Source organism: Telluria sp. ZB4P34, from assembly GCF_059686055.1.
Genome location: NZ_JCASIF010000001.1, coordinates 769,809 through 788,240 on the forward strand (window position 1 = coordinate 769,809; position 18,432 = coordinate 788,240).

14 protein-coding genes are annotated in these 18,432 nt (G+C 66.5%); 10 read left to right on the top strand and 4 right to left on the bottom strand.

Going from position 1 to position 18,432, the window contains the following annotated elements:
- On the bottom strand, positions 1 to 1,227 hold the full coding sequence (locus AC56KL_RS03470; RefSeq protein ID WP_497178740.1) for a pyridoxal phosphate-dependent aminotransferase: 1,227 nt from the start codon (positions 1,225 to 1,227) through the stop codon (positions 1 to 3).
- Between the two features lie 184 nt (positions 1,228 to 1,411).
- Here AC56KL_RS03470 and AC56KL_RS03475 point away from each other — a divergent pair, with 184 nt between their 5' ends.
- Positions 1,412 to 1,795 (top strand): Mth938-like domain-containing protein, encoded by a 384-nt coding sequence (locus AC56KL_RS03475; protein WP_497178741.1) that lies wholly within the window; start codon positions 1,412 to 1,414, stop codon positions 1,793 to 1,795.
- A 75-nt stretch (positions 1,796 to 1,870) separates the two neighbouring features.
- On the opposite strand, the gene AC56KL_RS03480 is transcribed toward AC56KL_RS03475, so the two are convergent.
- Positions 1,871 to 4,684, bottom strand: coding sequence for a DUF4214 domain-containing protein (locus AC56KL_RS03480; RefSeq protein WP_497178742.1), 2,814 nt, complete (start codon positions 4,682 to 4,684; stop codon positions 1,871 to 1,873).
- Between the two features lie 253 nt (positions 4,685 to 4,937).
- Here AC56KL_RS03480 and AC56KL_RS03485 point away from each other — a divergent pair, with 253 nt between their 5' ends.
- From AC56KL_RS03485 to AC56KL_RS03525, 9 genes are all read left to right on the top strand, one after another.
- A complete protein-coding gene (locus tag AC56KL_RS03485) occupies positions 4,938 to 5,312 on the top strand; it encodes an SMR family transporter (protein ID WP_497178743.1) in 375 nt (124 codons plus the stop codon).
- A gap of 207 nt (positions 5,313 to 5,519) precedes the next feature.
- On the top strand, positions 5,520 to 5,990 hold the full coding sequence (locus AC56KL_RS03490; RefSeq protein WP_497178744.1) for a peroxiredoxin: 471 nt from the start codon (positions 5,520 to 5,522) through the stop codon (positions 5,988 to 5,990).
- 246 nt (positions 5,991 to 6,236) lie between these two features.
- Positions 6,237 to 8,081 carry a PhoH family protein gene (locus AC56KL_RS03495; RefSeq protein ID WP_497178745.1) on the top strand — a complete coding sequence of 615 codons (1,845 nt, stop codon included), beginning with the start codon at positions 6,237 to 6,239 and terminating at the stop codon, positions 8,079 to 8,081.
- Positions 8,082 to 8,182: 101 nt separating this feature from the next.
- Positions 8,183 to 9,004 carry a hypothetical protein gene (locus AC56KL_RS03500; RefSeq protein ID WP_497178746.1) on the top strand — a complete coding sequence of 274 codons (822 nt, stop codon included), beginning with the start codon at positions 8,183 to 8,185 and terminating at the stop codon, positions 9,002 to 9,004.
- 28 nt (positions 9,005 to 9,032) lie between these two features.
- On the top strand, positions 9,033 to 9,389 hold the full coding sequence (locus AC56KL_RS03505; RefSeq protein WP_497178747.1) for a YciI family protein: 357 nt from the start codon (positions 9,033 to 9,035) through the stop codon (positions 9,387 to 9,389).
- Positions 9,390 to 9,492: 103 nt separating this feature from the next.
- Positions 9,493 to 9,861, top strand: coding sequence for a YciI family protein (locus tag AC56KL_RS03510; protein WP_497178748.1), 369 nt, complete (start codon positions 9,493 to 9,495; stop codon positions 9,859 to 9,861).
- 24 nt (positions 9,862 to 9,885) lie between these two features.
- On the top strand, positions 9,886 to 10,317 hold the full coding sequence (locus AC56KL_RS03515) for a VOC family protein (RefSeq protein ID WP_497178749.1): 432 nt from the start codon (positions 9,886 to 9,888) through the stop codon (positions 10,315 to 10,317).
- Positions 10,318 to 10,344: 27 nt separating this feature from the next.
- Positions 10,345 to 10,782: a VOC family protein gene (locus AC56KL_RS03520; protein WP_497178750.1), complete on the top strand. Its 438-nt coding sequence runs from the start codon at positions 10,345 to 10,347 to the stop codon at positions 10,780 to 10,782.
- On the top strand, positions 10,782 to 12,053 hold the full coding sequence (locus AC56KL_RS03525) for an RNA polymerase sigma factor (RefSeq protein ID WP_497178751.1): 1,272 nt from the start codon (positions 10,782 to 10,784) through the stop codon (positions 12,051 to 12,053). The genes AC56KL_RS03520 and AC56KL_RS03525 overlap by 1 nt, the downstream gene beginning before the upstream one ends.
- A gap of 67 nt (positions 12,054 to 12,120) precedes the next feature.
- Here the strand turns inward: AC56KL_RS03525 and AC56KL_RS03530 are convergent, their stop codons facing one another.
- A complete protein-coding gene (locus tag AC56KL_RS03530) occupies positions 12,121 to 12,948 on the bottom strand; it encodes a FecR family protein (RefSeq protein ID WP_497178752.1) in 828 nt (275 codons plus the stop codon).
- The gene (locus AC56KL_RS03535) at positions 12,914 to 18,424 is read right to left on the bottom strand and encodes a two-partner secretion domain-containing protein (protein ID WP_497178753.1); all 5,511 of its coding nucleotides are present in this window, start codon (positions 18,422 to 18,424) and stop codon (positions 12,914 to 12,916) included. The genes AC56KL_RS03530 and AC56KL_RS03535 overlap by 35 nt, the downstream gene beginning before the upstream one ends.
- Positions 18,425 to 18,432: the final 8 nt, after the last annotated feature.

An 18,432-nucleotide genomic window follows, 5' to 3' on the forward strand; every position in this document is an offset into this window, starting at 1 on the left:
TTAGCGTGCGTGGCGCCGGCGGTAGCCGTCCAGGAAACGCGCGATGCGTCCGCAGGCATCCGTCAGGTCGTCGGAATTGGGCAGGAACACCAGCCGGAAATGGTCCGGGGCGATCCAGTTGAAGCCGGTGCCTTGCACCAGCAGCACTTTTTCCTCGGACAGCAGTTCGCAGATGAACTGCTGGTCGTCCGTGATCGGGTACATCTTCGGATCGAGGCGGGGGAACATGTACAGCGCCGCTTTTGGCTTGACGCAGGACACACCTGGGATATCGGTGAGCAACTTGTGCGCGAGGTCGCGCTGTTTCAGCAGGCGCCCGCCGGGGCCGACCAGGTCGGCAATACTCTGGTAGCCGCCGAGCGCGGTCTGGATCGCGAACTGGCCGGGCGCGTTGGCGCACAGGCGCATCGAGGCCAGCATGTTCAGGCCTTCGATGTAGCCTTTGGCGTGGCGCTTCTCGCCGGACACCACCATCCAGCCGGCGCGGTAGCCGCAGGAACGGTAGTTCTTCGACAGGCCGTTCAGGGTCAGGAACAGCACGTCGTCGGCGAGCGAGGCGATCGAGACGTGCTCCTCGCCGTCGTACAGGGTCTTGTCGTAGATCTCGTCGGCGTAGATGATCAGGCCGTGCTGGCGCGCCAGCTCGACGATCTCGAGCAGCACCTCGCGGTGGTACAGGGCGCCGGTCGGGTTGTTCGGGTTGATGACGACGATCGCGCGCGTGTTCGGCGTGATCTTCCTGCGCATGTCCTCGATGTCCGGCAGCCAACCACTTTGTTCATCGCACACGTAGTGCACCGGGTTGCCGCCCGCCAGGCTCACCGCCGCCGTCCAGAGCGGATAATCGGGCGCCGGCACCAGCACTTCGTCGCCGTTGTTGAGCAGGCCCTGCATCGCCATGACAATCAGTTCCGACGCGCCATTACCCAGGTAGATGTCGTCGATCGTGACGCCGGCGATGTTCTTGCTCTGCGTATAGTGCATGACCGCCTTGCGCGGCGCGAACATGCCTTTCGAATCCGTATAGCCGGCCGCGCCATGCATGTTGCGGATCATGTCGTGAACGATCTCGTCCGGCGGATCGAAGCCGAACACCGCCAGGTTGCCGATGTTGAGCTTGATGATCTTCTGGCCGTCTTCTTCCATCTGCCGGGCCTTCTCCAGGGCCGGGCCGCGGATTTCGTAGCAGACGTCGTCCAGCTTGTTCGATTTCAGGATCGGTCGCAAGGTATCCCCTGTTGGTAGCGCTCGCCGGTGTGCTTTGTTGCACTGCGAAAAATACCATTCTGCCGAAAGCGCAGGATTTAAGCAACCTTGCCGCTTGTGCCTATCTGCCGGTTACAATGGACCTTCCGATGCGGACCCTCCGTCCGGCCAACCCGCCGCCCGCGGCCTACCATCCTGTGACACGATGAAGCTCCATTCCGACAACACCCAGCAATACCAGACCGTGACCGGCTACGACGCCAGCGGCGTCGAAATCAATGCCCAACGCTTCAATTTCAGCCTGACCGTCATGCCGGAAGTTCCGCCGCGCCCCTGGAACGTGGCGCGCTTCGAGGACCTGACTGCGGCCCATTTCGAGGACATCGCGAAGGATGCCCCCGACGTGGTCGTGCTCGGCACCGGCGAGCGCCAGCGCTTCGTGCATCCGAAACTGGTTGCCAGCCTGTCCGCCCTGCACGTCGGCGTCGACTGCATGGACAGCCAGGCGGCCTGCCGCACCTACAACGTGCTGATGGGCGAAGGGCGCAAGGTCACGCTGGCCCTGATCATCGACGGCGCCGGCGCCTGAGGCAGCCGCGAAAAAAAAATCCCGCCGGCTCGCACCGGCGGGATACGGGGCAGCATATGCGCCCCTGGGCCCCGATCAGCCCCAGATGAAGTCGGTCACCGTCAGCGCAGCAGTATTGCTGTACATAAGGATGATCAGGTCGACTTCGCTCGAGAAGTTGCCGTCGCCATTGACGTCGACCATGAGGAAACCATCGTTGCCGCCGAAATTGCCGAAGGCCAGCGAACGATTGGTGCCGCCGTCGTTGAAGAAGCCCTGGCCGTTGCCGATCACGTCGCGCAATGCCGCGGTATTGTTCGAATACATCGAGTGAAGCGTGATGCCGTCGCGGTTGGCGCCGGCAGCCAGTTTCAGCCCCGACAGGTCGATCTTGTCCACGCCCGACTGGAAAGCGCTGTAGGTATCCATGCTATCGGTGCTCACTTCGGCGCCGAGGGTGATGAAGGAATCGCTCCCCTTGTTGAAACGGATGATGTCGGCGACTTTGTCGTAGTGCCACATGATCAGCTCGTCGCCCCCGCCATTACCCTGGAACACGACACCGACGTCGGAGCTGTCCAGGTCATCCTTGCCGTTGCTGCCCAGGTAGGTCATGCGGGTCATGGTCGTGTCGCTGGTATTGATGACGCTGCCGAAGTCGATGTTGCCGGTCGAGCCGGATGCGTCGAACAGGGTCAGCGTGCTAGCGTAGATATTACTCAGGGAAAGGCTGGCGTTGCCGGTCAAGGTCAGCGTCTTCGCACCGTCGATATACAGGTAGGAGATCGCGTTGTTGTAGCTGGCCGCGCCGACCGGATCGATGGCGGGGGTAGCGGGATTGTCCGCTTCCACGACGCTGACGGCCGAATGCAGGTTGATGGTCTCGATGTTCTGGGCTTTAATCGACGCGGCCTGGACGACGCCGTAGGCCCTGCCATCGGCCTTGGCATCCTGCCCCGTCAGGGAGATGGTGAGCGCATCGTTGCTGCCGGACGCATCCTTCAGGCGGAACGAGATGTTGCCATGCGGCACGAAATCCAGATCCAGGTCGCCATTCTGGTTGTAGTTCAGGGTTTCGGCGATCAGATTGATACTGGAATTGGCGCGGCCATTGATGAAATCGACGTCCTCGCGCAGCACCTTGCTGGCGTTCAGCATGGTGACGCTGCCGGCCTTGTCGAGATCATAGGTGCCCTTGCCGCTCGAGAAGTTCAGGGTTTCGAAGTTGGTAAATACCTGCCCTTCGGTATTCAGCAGGGCCGCATCGTTGACGACCAGGATATCGTTGCCGGCTTCGCCGCCGTCGACCTTGGCGCCCGCCTGGGCGGCCTGGCTGAAGTCATAGATGTCGTTGCCCGCGCCCAGCTGGACCTTGGCGGTGCCGGCCAGGCGGCCGGTCATGACGACGTGGTCGGCGCCGCTGCCGCCCTTGACCACCAGGTCGGTGGCGCTGGCGATCTTCACCGAAGTGTTGCCGGTGTAGAGGCTGGCGTCGAAATTCTTGAGCGGCAGGATGCCGGACAGGTCTGCCTGCATCGTCGGGGTGACGCCTTTCAGGAAGTCCGGCAGGGGCGGCAAGCCGCCGCCCGAGCCCTTCAGCGTGATCGACTGCAGGGTGTCGGCGGCCGCGAGCGCCGTCGTCACCAGCGTGAGCGGGCCTTCGTTAGTGATGTTCAGCGCGGTCGCCTTGGCGATGTCGAGGTTGACGTTGACGCCGGCCGTGGAAGGATCGATGACGATGCCGTCGGCTGGCTTGGCGATCGGCGTGAGCGTGGCGTGCAGGTTGACGGTCGTGGCGGCCGCGTCGGTGACGGTGGCGCCGCCCTTGATCCGGTCCAGCGTCAGGTTCAGCGTGTGGCCGGCGGTGGCGTTCGCAATGACGGCATTCTGGTTGCTGTTTTCCAGCGTCACTGCGGTGATTGCATTGCCGGTGAGGGTCGCCACGCCGGTATTGCCGCCCACGCGGATGCTATGCCCGCCCGTCACCGTAACGGCGCCCGCCGTGGTCGCAATGTATGCCTCCGTGGCGTCCTGGATCTTGACGTTCACCGCGCCCTTGGCGTGTGCAGCCAGCAGGCGCACGTCGGCCTGGCCGCTCAGGTCGTAGGCCGACGTGGCGGTGCCGATGCCGGCGCCCGAACGGAGCGTGACGTTCTCGATCGATGTGGTGGACACCCCTGCCGGCAGTGCTGCGAGGCCGCCCGCATTGACGTCGTCCACGATCAGGGTATCGATATTGCCGCCGCCCTTGAGCGCGTCGCCCGCGCCCAGCGTCGCTGTCGTGGCATTGAAGAAGTCCCTGCCGCCGCCGCCGGTAAACGCCACGCCGGCGTCGGCATTGGGAGTCAGGCTGAATTCGATCGTCTGCAGGCTGGCTTCCACAAACGCCGCCACCGAGGCGGCCAGCTTGGCCGGCGCGATGGCCTCGGCCAGCGAGGCGTCGTTCGTGACGGTGCGGATGAAGGCCTTGGCCGCGTTCTGCGCCTCGTCACCATTGTAGGCGGTGCGCTCCGGATGGGTATCCAGGGCGGCAGTGAAGGCGGTCGCCGCCGTCACCTTGTTGTTGAAGGCCTTCAGGTCATCGTTCTGCGCGCCCTTGGCGATCTCGGTCACGACCACGTCGATCGTCATCAGGCCCTTGTCCAGGGCGCCGGACCAGTAATCGACGCCCGCCTTCTCGGGCTCGCGGCCGAACAGGTTGATGTAGACGGTGCGGACGACCTCAAAGTTGTTCTTGCCGGCGAAGGTCTGCCTGTACTCGTTCGATTTGGCGAACTCCGCCGAGATCATCGAGGTGTCGCCCTGGGCGCCGGCGACGACCCCTTCCCACCACTCCAGGCCACCGGCATCGGCGGGGCGGCTGAAATAGGCGACATAGAGTTGCTGGATTGCGGTGGTATAGAGAGCCATGCGAGTTTCCCGGTCAGGTTGCGAAAAATAAGTGAACGAAGCGGCGATGGCCGAGGAAGCCGCCCATCGCCTTCAGCCCGCATTTACCCATGGGTATGTATCTCGCGACTACCCCCAAGGATGGGGGATCGTCACGTCCACGTTCCGGCAGCCCGACACAAATTCGTTCGCCTGTCCGGTTACAATGCACGTTTCAGTGCAGCAGCTCATGCAGGGCGCATGACCGGTGCAGCCAGACTATTCGAACGACAACATGAATCCATCGGCATTTGCCTTCATCATCACCGGCGTCATCCTGAACGCCGCCGCCCAGCTCCTGCTCAAGGCCGGCACCAATGCCCTCGGCGGCGCCATCCACCTGACCCGCGACAACTGGTTCCTGACCGGCCTGAAGGTGGCCAGCCAGTGGCCGATCGTGGTCGGTATGCTGTGCTACGGCATCTCCCTGGTCGTCTGGATCCTGGGCTTGTCGCGCACCGACGTCACGGTGGCCTACCCGATGCTCTCGCTCGGCTATGTCATCGGGGCCATCGGCGCCTGGATGTTCCTGGGCGAAGTGATTTCGCCACAACGCATGCTGGCGCTCGGCGTCATCGTGCTGGGCGTGGTGCTGCTGGCGCGCAGCTAATCGGTAAATATTTCCTTTTTGCATCTTGAACTAATGAAAAGATGCACCATATTTCCGGCTGACACCCTGCCCCTGCAGGCCGCGCCGGCGTCCGGCACGTCGATACGGGGCTAGCAAGGGGAGGCGGCGCCGATTATCATTCTGGTATCCGTTCCCCTGCTTTGCAGGGACCCGGCGGCGCTGCCGCCATGACACCAGGAGAACCCCGTGGCCGAGAGCCCCACCGCCGCAACCGTCGACAATTTTTCCGCCCCCATGACGGGAGGCCGGACCTTCGCGCTGGCAGGCCGTCCTGCCAAGTACACCGTGCTGTATTTTTATCCAAAGGACAATACCCCGGGCTGTACCACGGAAAGCATTGCCTTCCGCGAAGCCTATCCGGAATTCCAGGCTGCCCAGACCGAAATCTACGGCATCAGCCGCGACAGCCTGCGCTCGCACGAGGGGTTCAAGGGCAAGCTGGGCCTGCCCTTCGAACTGATCTCCGACCCGGAGGAAACGGTGTGCAATCAGTTCGGTGTCATGAAGATGAAAAACATGTACGGCAAACAAGTGCGCGGCGTTGAGCGCAGTACGTTTATCATTGACGCTCAAGGCCGATTGGTGAAAGAATGGCGTGGCGTGAAAGTCAACGACCACGTGGCCGAAGTGCTGGAATTTGTGAAGAGCCAGCCCTGAAAAATGGATGGCTCCAGCTCCCGGTTTCTTAACTTTGCTGGACATTGCCACCTATTTTGAGTCACCGAATATCTCATCAGTATTACTCCTCCCCGCTGCTGCCGGACCGGCATCCTCCGGCCGCAGCCCTTAAGCTGGCGACATTGCCAGCAGCAGCACTCTCCCAAGTAGCATCATTTCCGTGCAGCGGCGCGCTCCGAGCTGCGCCCACGCGTCCTTCCCGACCTTTTTTACATTGAGAACCTGATGCCACTGCCAAAAATGCCAAGCAAGCCAGCGACCATGCTGCTGGCAAAAGATTACCCCAAGGCCGAACCGGGCAAGTCGTCCGTGCGCCCCGCATCGGCCACCGCCGACACCGACCTCGAAGAACTGATCAGCGGCCAGGCCGTCGCCACGCCGAAGGCGGCCAAGGCACGCAAGGCCAAGGCCGCTGCGGCGCCGGCCGCGAACGATGCGGTCGCAGCCGGCACGACCGGCACTGCGCCCGTGAATGTCGTGGGCGCGCCGAACGCCGACGCCCCCACGGGCGAGGCGCCGCAGGCCAAGGGCCCGTCCCGCAAGTCGAAGGACGGCGCCGGCGCGCGCCTTCGCGAGCCTGATGCCGGCCAGCCGCATCCGGCCAAGCACAAGCCGGTCGAGGTCAACGTCAAGTCGTCCGCCAGCCGCAAGGCCGACAAGCTGGGCGCCACCAAGGTCTTCGTGCTCGACACCAACGTCCTGATGCACGACCCGACCTCGCTGTTCCGCTTCGAGGAGCACGACGTCTACCTGCCGATGATGACGCTCGAGGAGCTCGACAACCACAAGAAAGGCATGTCGGAAGTCGCGCGCAATGCCCGCCAGGTGGCCCGCACCCTCGACGCCCTGATCGCCAACGTCGACGACGACGCCATCGAGGCCGGCATCCCGCTGGCCAAGCTCGGCAACAAGGACGCGCGCGGGCGTCTGTTCTTCCAGACCAAGCTCGATTCCGCGCCGCTGCCGGAAGGCCTGCCCTCCGGCAAGGCCGACAACCAGATCCTGGGCGTGGTGCGCGCGCTCGAGGACACGATGGACGGCCGCGCCATCGTGCTGGTGTCGAAAGACATCAACATGCGCATCAAGGCGCGCGCGCTGGGCCTGCCCGCCGAGGACTATTTCAACGACCATGTGCTGGAAGATACCGACCTGCTGTACTCGGGCATCGTCCAGCTGCCGGACGATTTCTGGAACAAGCACGGCAAGGACATGGAGTCCTGGCAGGAAAACAAGAACGGCAATTCCGCGACCTACTACCGCGTGACCGGGCCGCTGATCCCGACCCTGCTGGTGAACCAGTTCATCTTCATCGAACCGCAGAACGGCGAAGCGCCCTTCTACGGCCAGGTGAAGCAGATCAACGGCAAGACCGCCGTGTTCCAGACCCTGCGCGACTACAGCCACAACAAGAACAACGTGTGGGGCATCACGGCGCGCAACCGCGAGCAGAACTTTGCCCTGAACCTCCTGATGAACCCGGAGTGCGACTTCGTCACCCTGCTGGGCCAGGCCGGTACGGGTAAAACCCTGCTCGCGCTGGCGGCGGGCCTGGCCCAGGTGCTGGAAACGAAGCAGTACAACGAGATCATCGTCACCCGCGTCACGGTGCCGGTGGGCGAGGACATCGGCTTCCTGCCGGGCACCGAGGAAGAGAAGATGTCGCCGTGGATGGGCGCGTTCGACGACAACCTCGAAGTCTTGATGAAGTCCGACAGCGACGGCGGCGACTGGGGCCGCGCCGCGACCCAGGACCTGATCCGCTCGCGCATCAAGATCAAGTCGCTCAACTTCATGCGCGGCCGCACTTTTGTGAACAAGTTCCTCATCATCGACGAGGCGCAGAACCTGACGCCGAAGCAGATGAAGACCCTGGTCACGCGCGCCGGTCCCGGCACCAAGATCCTGTGCCTCGGTAACATCGCCCAGATCGACACGCCTTACCTCACCGAGGGTTCGAGCGGCCTGACCTACGTGGTCGACCGCTTCAAGGGCTGGAGCCACAGCGGCCACGTCACCCTGGCGCGCGGCGAACGCTCGCGCCTGGCGGACCACGCCAGCGACGTGCTGTAAGCCAGCCGCCTTCCCGCCTGTCGCCGTCCGGACAGGTGTTTGACAAGAACGCTCGCCCGCCAGGGCGGGCGTTTTTCATTTCCACCCTCTATCCGCCACGCATGACCGACCTTCCCATCCTGCTGCTCAAGCTCCTGCTGGTACCGATCCTGATCGCCCTCGTCACCCTCGCCGGCCGGCGCTGGGGTCCCGGCATCGCCGGCTGGCTGTCCGCCTTCCCCATCGTCTCCGGGCCGATCCTGCTGGTCATCACGCTCGAACAGGGCGCGGACTTCGCCGCCGGTGCGGCCGCCGGCACCCTGCTGGCGGTGCTGGCGATCCTGGCCTTCACGGTCGCCTACGCCCGCTTCGCCCGGCGCGGCCTGGCGACGGCCATGGCCGCCGCCCTGCTCGCATGGGCGCTCGCCGTGGCCCTGCTGAAGTCGGTTTCCCTGCCGCTATGGGCGGGCGTTGGCGCCGTGCTGCTGGCGCTGCTGGCGGCGCCGCGGCTGCTCCCGCGGCCAGCCGGCCAGGCGCCCGCGGGCAAGCCGGCGAACGACCTGCCCTGGCGCATGCTGGCCGGCGCCCTGCTGTCCCTTGGCGTGACCTATGCGGCCGCCTCGCTCGGTCCACGCCTGTCCGGACTGTTCGCGATGTTCCCCGTGATGAGCACGGTGCTGGTCGGGTTTTCGCACCGGGCCAGCGGGCCGGGCTTCGCGGTGGCGCTGCTGCGTGGCATGGTCAATGGCTACTACGCCTTCGCCGTGTTCTGCCTGGTGCTGTCGGTGCTGCTGCGTTCCCAGGGTACGGGCCCGGCATTCCTGGCCGCCACAAGCGCAGCGCTGGCCGTGCAGCTGGCGATGAAGTGGATCGTGGGCCGGCCGCAACGGGCAGCGTCTTTGCGCGCTGCAGCGTGCCCCGACGCGCAACGCAGCTTAGAATAGCCGGGTTTCCCAACGAGGAGAAATTCCAATGCCGCACATGCTCTTGATCCATGAACCCGCCGGCCAGCGCGACACCCGCAGCGAGCCCGAGGGCCGCGCCGTCTACGAACGCATGCTGCGCTGGGGCGAAGACCTGCGCAGCCGCGGCCTGCTGCTGGCAATGGAGTCGCTGGCGTCCACAGACAAGGCGGCGCGCGTGACCGGCCCGGCGGGCAAGGCGCGCATCGTCGACGGGCCGTTCGCCGAGGCCAAGGAGATGGTGGGCGGCTTCTTCCTGGTGGACGTCGACACCCGCGAAGAGGCAATCGCACTGGCCCAGCAGTGTCCGGCTGCAGAGTGGGCGACGGTCGAGGTGCGGGGCCTGGCGCCCTGCTTCGACCGCTAGCCGCATAATTAGTTTCGGCCGCATGTCGAAGCGCCGCTCCTCCGTTCGTCGTACCTGGTGAAAGCGTTTATTCACGCTTCGACCTCACGACAAGGAGAGCACCATGCGTTTCATGATCATCGTCAAGGCGACGGGCGACACGGAGGCCGGCATCATGCCCGGCGAACCGCTGTTCGCCGCCATGACCGCCTATCACCAGGAGCTGGCCCGGGCCGGCGTCCTGCTCGACGCCAACGGCCTGCGTCCGAGCAGCGACGGCTGGCGCATCCGCTACGACGAAGGCCGCCGCAGCGTGGTGGACGGCCCCTTCGCCGAGACCAAGGAACTGCTCGCCGGCTACACGCTGGTGCAGGTGCGCTCGCGCGAGGAAGCCATGGAGTGGTCGCGCCGCTTTCCCAATCCGCACGGCGAATTCGCCAAGGCCGAGATCGAGGTGCGCCAGCTCTACGAGCCGGCCGACCTGCCTTTCTGAGCCATCGAGAAAAAGGACAAGACCATGAAACAGCAAATCGCCATCACGCTCCCGGTCAAGGACCTGGAACGCAGCAAGGCCTTCTTCGCCGGCCTTGGCTTCGGCTTCGACGCCCGTTTCGGCAGCGAGCACGGCGCCGCAATGATCGTTTCCGGGGACATTACCGTGATGCTCGCTTCCGAGGACATTGCCCGGACCCTGTGCGCCAAGCCGCTGGCCGACCCGCGCAGCAGCCGGATTGCGCTGCTGTGCCTGTTCTGCGACAGCCCCGAGGAAGTCGATGCGATGGCGAGCAAGGCGCTGGCGCTGGGCGGCACGCTGCCGGAGCCGAGAGAGGACCACGGCTTCATGGTCCAGCACGGCTTCGAGGACCTCGACGGCCACATGTGGGCGCTGACCTATGTCGCAAGCATGCCGGAGCAGCATTCCTCGCCCGCCGAACACGCGGCTACCTGAAATTTATTTCCCGCGAAAGGACACGCCATGAACAAACAGATCTACATCAACCTCCCGGTCCGCGACCTCGAACGCAGCAAGGCCTTCTTCGGCGCGCTCGGTTTCGGCTTCAACCCGCAGTTCACCAACCAGGACGCCGCCTGCATGATCGTCAGCGACGACATCTACGTGATGCTGCTGACCGAGCCCTTCTTCCAGGGCTTCACCAACAAGCCGGTGGCGGACGCGAAAAAGAGCACCGAAGTACTGCTCTGCCTGTCCTGCGACAGCCGCGCCGCCGTCGACGACATGGCGGCCAGGGCGCAGGCGGCCGGCGGCAGCCTGCCGAATCCGCCCAAGGACCACGGGTTCATGTACCAGCACGGCTTCGAAGACCTGGACGGCCACATGTGGGAGCTGGCTTACATGGAGGCCATGCCCGATGGAGCGGACGCGGCAGTCGCGAGCGCGGACCCCGCCATCTGATGGACGCCCAGGTCGAGCGCAGCATCACCGCCGTCTGGCGCATCGAGTCGGCCAAGATCGTGGCCAGCATCGCGCGCATCGTGCGCGACGTCGGCCTGGCCGAGGAGCTCGCCCAGGACGCGCTGGTGTCGGCGCTCGAGCATTGGCCGCGGCAAGGCATCCCGGACAAGCCGGGCGCCTGGCTCATGACCACGGCCAGGCACGCCGCACTCGACCGCTTGCGGCGCGACCGCCTGCTGCAGCAGAAGCTCGAGCAGATCGGCCTCGACCTCGAAGCCCAGGAGGCGCTGGTCGTGCCCGATTTCGTCGATGGCCTCGACGCGGCGCGCAACGACGTGATCGGCGACGACCTGCTGCGCCTGATGTTCACCGCCTGCCACCCGGTGCTGTCGCTGGATGCGCGCCTGGCGCTCACCCTGAAGCTTCTGGGAGGCCTGTCGACCCAGGAGATCGCGCGCGCCTTCCTGGTGCCGGAAGCGACCATGGCCCAGCGCATCGTGCGCGCCAAGCGCACGCTATCCGAGGCGCGCGTGCCCTTCGAGCTGCCTCCGCCCGCTGAGCTGGGCGAGCGCCTGGGCGCCGTGCTGGAAGCCGTCTACCTGATCTTCAACGAAGGCTATACCGCCACCGCCGGCGCAGACTGGATGCGCCCCGCCCTGCTCGAGGAAGCGCTGCGGCTCGGGCGCATGCTGGCCGAACTGGCGCCGGGCGAGCCGGAAGCGCACGGGCTGGTGGCCCTGATGGAACTTCAGGCCTCGCGCATGGCGGCGCGCCTGGACGCCGAAGGCCGGCCGGTGCTGCTGCTCGACCAGGACCGCTCGCGCTGGGACGGCGTGCTGCTGCGCCGCGGCCTGGCCGCGCTGGAGCGCGCCGCGCGCCTCGGCCTGCCGCGCGGGCCCTACCTGCTGCAGGCGGAGATCGCCGCCTGCCACGCCCGCGCCCACGTCGCGCTGGACACCGACTGGCAGGCGATCGCCGCGCTGTACGCCGAACTGGCGCAGGTGCAACCCTCGCCGGTGGTCGAACTCAACCGCGCCGTGGCGGTCGGCATGGCCGATGGTCCCGCCGCCGGCCTGGCGCTGGCCGACGCGTTGGCGCAGGACGGCAAGCTGCAGGGCTACCACTGGCTGCCGAGCGTGCGCGCCGACCTGCTGGCCAAGCTGGGCCGGGTCGAGGAAGCCCGGCACGAATTTGAACGGGCCGCCGGCATGACGGCCAACAGCCGCGAGCGCGAGCTGCTGCTCGAACGCGCCCGCGCGCAAGGCTCCTGAAACGACAAGCCCCGTGGGCCTGCGGCGCACGGGGCTTGGCGATGGATGGGGGCAGAATCGCCTGTGCTCAGCGCACCACGCAATCCACCGCGTCTTTTTGCGCGATGGCCTCGCCGCCCCCAGGACCGGCTGCAGCCTGGTTGACATTGAAGCTTGGCGGCGGAGCGAACTGGATGCCCGGGTTCTGCGGCACCAGCACCGGCGGCAGGCTCTGGCTCCGCACGTAGCCGAACTGGCCGGCCTGGAAGCCCAGCGCTCCCCCATTGTTAGTCACGATGATGGCGCCGTCGATCACGTTCAGGTGCAGACCCGGCGCGAGTGGAGGCGGCGCGCCCGGTGAGGTCGGCGCGGTGGCCCGGCTTCGTCCCATGCCCTCGGTATCGGGGCCGGTCGCTCCCGCCGGCATATAGTGCGCAATGAAGGTGGTGCCGCGGATGCCGATGGTGGCGCTCGGCGTCTTCAGCGAGAACTTTTCCTTGTTGCGCTTGCCCATCAGGCCGGTGATCGAGCGCAGCCCGCCCTTGACCAGGCTGTAGCGCGCGCTGTCGTTCTCCGGCTTGCCTTCGTCGAACGCGAAGTTCTCGACCTTGAAGGTCGTGCCCGGGCGCAGCGTGATCTCGCTGTTGTCGATGAACCTGATCTGCGCGTAGGTGTTCTTCTCGGACACCAGCGTATCGCCGCTTTCGATCTCGGACTTCACCCCCAGCACCTTGACGCTGCCGTCCGCCTTCTTGGCCATCAGCGGACCGCTCAGGCGCGCCACGACGCCGGCCACCTGGGCCGCCCAGGCGGCATTGCCGACGCCGAGCAGCGCTGCGAACAGCAGCGCGCCCAGCGCCCGGCGGGTCAGCCCCGGCGCCTCAGTTGCAGTACATTTTTGTGGCTGGTTTTTCATTCTTTGCTCCAGAATTCGTACTCTGCGCCGGGCCGGCCTGGTTCTCCGACTTCTCCGACTTTTCCGCCGTCGCGCCGTCCTCGCCCGAGCCGGCGCTCGTGCCGCCCGCCGTAGCTGCTCCCGAACCAGCGCCGGCGGAGGCGCCGGTCACCGGGGCCGCAGGCGGCTTCGTTTGCGAAGCAGGCGTGCTCGTATTGATCAGGTTGACGGTGGCCTGCTGTACCTCGGCCACCGGCTGCTTCGATTCGCCGCCGCCCTGGGTCGGGGCCGGATTGAACACCACGCACTTTGGATCGGTCGGATGCGTGACGCAGAAATCCGGCTTGGGCAGCACGGCTTCGCAGCCCTGCAGGTTCGGGTTTACCGCGCACTGCTCCAGTTTCGGCAGGCGCACCGAGCAGCCGTCCTGCGCGGGGTTGGCGATACAGGCCGTGATGGTCGGCAGCACGACTCCGCAACCTGGTGCGGACTGGTCGATGACGCACTGCGTCACGGTCGGCAGGATGCCGGCGCAGGACGGGTCGTTCTTGTTGACCAGGCAGGCGTCGAAGGTCAGCTTGATGCGCTGGTCGCAGCCTTCCGTGCCCGGCGTGGCCTTGCAGGTCGCCAGGGCCGGCAGGCGCTGGCCGCAGCCGGCGCCGAGCGGGTTGGCCACGCAGGCCAGGAACTCGGCGCGATCCAGCACCGGCGCGCAGCCGTACACGCCGGCGTCGAGGCGGCAGGTCTCCAGCTTCGGCAGGATGTCGCCGCAGCCCGAAGCCTTCGGCGTGGCGATGCAGGCCGTGATGGCATTGCGCTCGGCGATCACCGGGGTGCAGCCGTGGGTCGACGGCGCCTGCTCGCAGGTTGCGTACACGGGCAGCACGCCGATGCAGCTTGGTGCTTTTGGCGTCAGCATGCAGGCCTCGACCTTGTTGTATTCGTCCACCGCCGGGCCGCAGCCGTGAGTGGTCGGTGCGGTCTTGCAGACGGCGTAGGTCGGCAACACGCCGATGCAGGACGGCGCTTTCGGGCTCAGGATGCAGGCCTCGACCTTGTTGTACTCGTCCACCACCGGGCCGCAGCCGTGGGTGTTCGGTGCGGTCGTGCAGACGGCGTAGGTCGGCAACACGCCGATGCAGGACGGCGCTTTCGGGCTCAAGATGCAGGCCTCGACCTTGTTGTACTCGTCCACCACCGGGCCGCAGCCGTGGGTGTTCGGTGCGGTCTTGCAGACGGCGTAGTCGGGCAGGACGCCGATGCAGGACGGCGCCTTGGGCGTGAGGATGCAGGCCTCGACCTTGTTGTACTCGTCTACCACCGGACCGCAGCCGTGGGTGCCAGGTGCGGTCCTGCAGACGGCGTAGGTCGGTAGCACGCCGATGCAGGACGGCGCCTTCGGGGTCAGGATGCAGGCCTCGACCTTGTTGTACTCGTCGACCACCGGGCCGCAACCGTGGGTGCTCGGCGCCGTCTTGCAGACTGCGTAGTCGGGCAGCACGCCGATGCAGGACGGCGCCTTCGGGGTCAGGATGCAGGCCTCGACCTTGTTGTACTCGTCGACCACCGGGCCGCAACCGTGGGTATTCGGTGCGGTCTTGCAGACGGCATAGGTCGGCAACACGCCGATGCAGGACGGCGCCTTCGGGCTCAAGATGCAGGCCTCGACCTTGTTGTACTCGTCCACCACCGGGCCGCAGCCATGGGTGCCCGGTGCGGTCTTGCAGACTGCGTAGTCGGGCAGCACGCCGATGCAGCTTGGTGCTTTTGGCGTCAGCATGCAGGCCTCGACCTTGTTGTACTCGTCCACCACCGGGCCGCAGCCGTGGGTGTTCGGTGCTGTCTTGCAGACGGCGTAGGTCGGCAGCACGCCGATGCAGCTCGGCGCTTTCGGACTCAGGATGCAGGCCTCGACCTTGTTGTACTCGTCCACCACCGGGCCGCAGCCGTGGGTGCCCGGTGCGGTCTTGCAGACCGCGTAGTCGGGCAGCACGCCGATGCAGCTTGGTGCTTTTGGCGTCAGGATGCAGGCCTCGACCTTGTTGTACTCGTCCACCACCGGACCGCAGCCGTGGGTGTTCGGCGCGGTCTTGCAGACAGCGTAGCTTGGCAGGACGCCCAGGCAGGACGGCGCCTTCGGGCTCAAGATGCAGGCCTCGACCTTGTTGTACTCGTCGACCACCGGGCCGCAACCATGGGTGTTCGGTGCGTTCTTGCAGACGGCGTAATCAGGCAGCACGCCGATGCAAGCCGGCGCCTTCGGCGTCGCGATACAGGCCTCGATCCGGTCGTACTCGCCCACCACGACTGCGCAGCCATAGGTCAGCGGCGTCTTCTTGCACACCTCGTAGCTCGGCAGCACGCCGACGCAGGAAGGCGCCTTCGGCGTTGCCATGCATTCACGGACCTGGACCACGGCGCAGCCGAGCTTGCCCGGGTTGTCGCGGCAGGTGTCCGCCGGGGGCAGCACCTGGGCGCAGTTCGGCCCTTCCGGATTCGCGATACAGGCCTGCGTGGCCTTCTCCATCACGCCGCCGCAGCCTGCCGTGGTCGGCTTGGACAGGCAGGTGTCGAGCGGCGGCACCGGGTCGGGAGGCGGCAGGTCCGGCACCTTGGTCCTGGTGACGGTCAGCTTGGCTGGATCCACCTCGATGCTGCCAGGTTTGATCGCGGTGTCGCCGGCCTTGACGCTGACGCTGCCAGTCTTCGATGCCACCTGGCCGTTGATTGTGAGCATGCCGTCGTTGTCCGCGACCAGCGCGACGTTGCCGCTCTCGGTAGTGACCTTGCCTTCGATGGTCAGCGGGCTGTGGGTGACCAGCCTGATGTCGCCGCTGCCGGTCTTGACGCCGGGCTCAAGGCCCGCGCTCGGGCCGACGGTCAGGCCGCCGGTGCTCTCGATCGAGATGGCGCCGCCGTTGCCGCTGCCTTCCTGGACCACGTTGCCGACGGTCAGGGCGCGGTCGTTCACGATGCTGACTGGCGCATTTCCGCTGGCAGTGTTCCAGGCGCTGAGGTAGGAGGCGCTGGTGCGCAGCGGGGCGTCGCCAGCGCCGATGCCGCCACGGGAGGTCAAGGCCAGCACATTGGCCATGAAGGTCCCTGTTCCGCCGATCGATGCGGCATCGACCAGGATGGCGTGGCCGTCGATCCCGGCGTCGGCGCGCAAGGCGCCGGTGCCGATCAGGGACAGTTCGTTCGGCGAGAACAGGCCGGCCACGCCGCCGACGGCGCCGACCACCAGGTCGCCGGTCCAGCGGAAGCTCAGGCTCGCGCCGACGCCCGTGCCGGTGATCCGGCCAGCCAGCATGCCGACCTCGTTGGCGCCCTGCATCTGGATGCTGTCTGCTTCCACCAGCAGGCGCGGCGTCTTCACGACCGACCCGCCGGATTGGTACGCACCGCCACCACTGCGCAGCGTCACGCTGCTGTTGGCCGTGAGCTTGCCGCCCAGCTCGATGTTGCCGCCGGAAGTAGCCAGATCGATCTCGTTGGAACTGAGCTCGCCCTGGATGGAAGCGCTGGCGGCGCCCTTGATGCTGATTTTCTTCGCGGCCTCGATCGAGCCGCCAGTGCCGACCACGACCGAGGTGCCGGACGGCGCATGCACCGTGCCGACGAACTGGCTGCCGGCGCCGCCCAGCGCCACCGGCGCCGAGATGTCGATGCCGCCGGCCGTGTCGATGGCCAGGTTGCCGGCGATGTTCAGCGCCTGCTTGATGGCGACCCTGCCCTTGTGCCCGCTGTTGCCGAGGTTGATCTCGTAGGTCTTGAAAGCGGCCAGGCGCGTCGGGTCCAGCGCCAGTCCGGCGTCCTGGTCTGCGTCGGCGCCGCTGACGATGATGGCGGTGGTGTGCTCGAAGGTATTGAAGGACAGCACCGGCAGGACGTCGCCGACGCCGCCGATGCCGCCGGCGAGCAGCATGCGCTCGGCCTTCAGGTCGATGTAGTTCGGGCTGGCGAGCGAGCCGCCGGCCTGGAGAATGAAGCTGCGCCCCGCACGGAAGTCCAGGTCGCCGCCGGTCGAGCTCACCGCCGCGCTGACGGTGAGGTTGCGGCCGGCCTCGGCGCGCACGCTGTGCTGCGTCTCCAGCTTGTCCTCGATGCGCAGGTCGTTCTGCGCCTGCAGCACGATGTCGGCATTGGTCGCCTTCAGGGTCGCCGCCGAGATGCGCGTCTCGCCCGTGGCGGGCGGCTTGCTGAACATGTCGACGCTCGAAGCGGCCGCGGTGCCGTTGGCCGCCACCACGATGTCCCACGGGTCCAGCAGCCAGGTGCCGCTCTTGCCGCCGAGGCCCGCGCCGGCGTCGACGCGGATGCCGTCGATGTCGAGCTGGCGGCCCGAGGTCTCGACCAGCCCGCCCTTGCCGCCGCCCGCGCCGCGCGCCGAAATGCTGCCGTAGGCCGCCGTGGCGCCATCCGACCACAGCACCACCGTACCGCCCTTGCCCGCGCCGGTGGCGTCGGCGCGGATGCTAGCATCCTTGCCGAACCAGGTCTGCTGCGCGTTCGGCAGCTTCGCGTTCTTGCCCTGGTAGTCGCCGCCCACCAGCACCGTGCCGCCGCCCAGGGCGCCGCTGGCGTCGACGCGGGCGTTGCCGGCCAGGCCGACGCGCTCGCCGAGCAGCTGGATCTCGCCGCCCTTGGTTCCAGCCACCGCACCGAGGGCGCTCGTGACGCTGCCCTGTTCGAGCACGGTGTCACGGCTGGCCTTCAGCACGATCCGGCCGTCCCGGCCGATCACGGCGCTGTCGGCATTGAGCACGCCGCGCTGGTTCACCAGGGCGCCGTAGATGCCGATGCGGCCGCCGTTCGAGACCACCTGGCCGAGGTTGACGGCCTGGTCGCTCGGGGCCGACACCACGACGTTCAGGTCGGGATTGCCGGCATCGACCAGCTGCACGCTGCGGCCCGCCGCCAGCACCACCTCGCCGTTCGGCGCGGTGATGATGCCGCTGTTCTCGACGTTCTGGCCAACCAGGAAAACCTTGCCGCCGTTCGGTGTCGTGATCAATCCTTCGTTGCGCACGCTTCCCGCCCTGGTCCCCTCGGGGCCGGCGCTGAAGTGCTTGTTCCCCGCCAAAAAGTCGCGATCGCTGATGTTCAGGGTCGAGGCCACCAGGCCGTTCACGTCCACGCGGGCGTCGCGTCCGAACACCACGCCGTTCGGGTTGATCAGGAAGACCTTGCCGTTCGATTGCAGGGCGCCCAGGATGCGGGTCGGGTCCTGGCCGACGATGCGGTTGAGCACCGCGCTGTCGCTGCTTTGCTGGATGAAGCGGGTGATCTCGCCGGCATTCACCGAGAAGCTCTGCCAGTTGATGATGGTGCCGGGCGTGTTCGTGATCGAGAACACGTTGCCGTCCTGGTTGAAGCTCGCCTGGCCCGCCACCACCTTCGGCAGCGTGGGGGCGGCCTGCACGGCGCTGTACCCTGCGCCGAAGCAGGCGGCGACGCACAGGGCCGCCTTACTTAAACGAATCAATCCGTTCCTCATCCATCTCT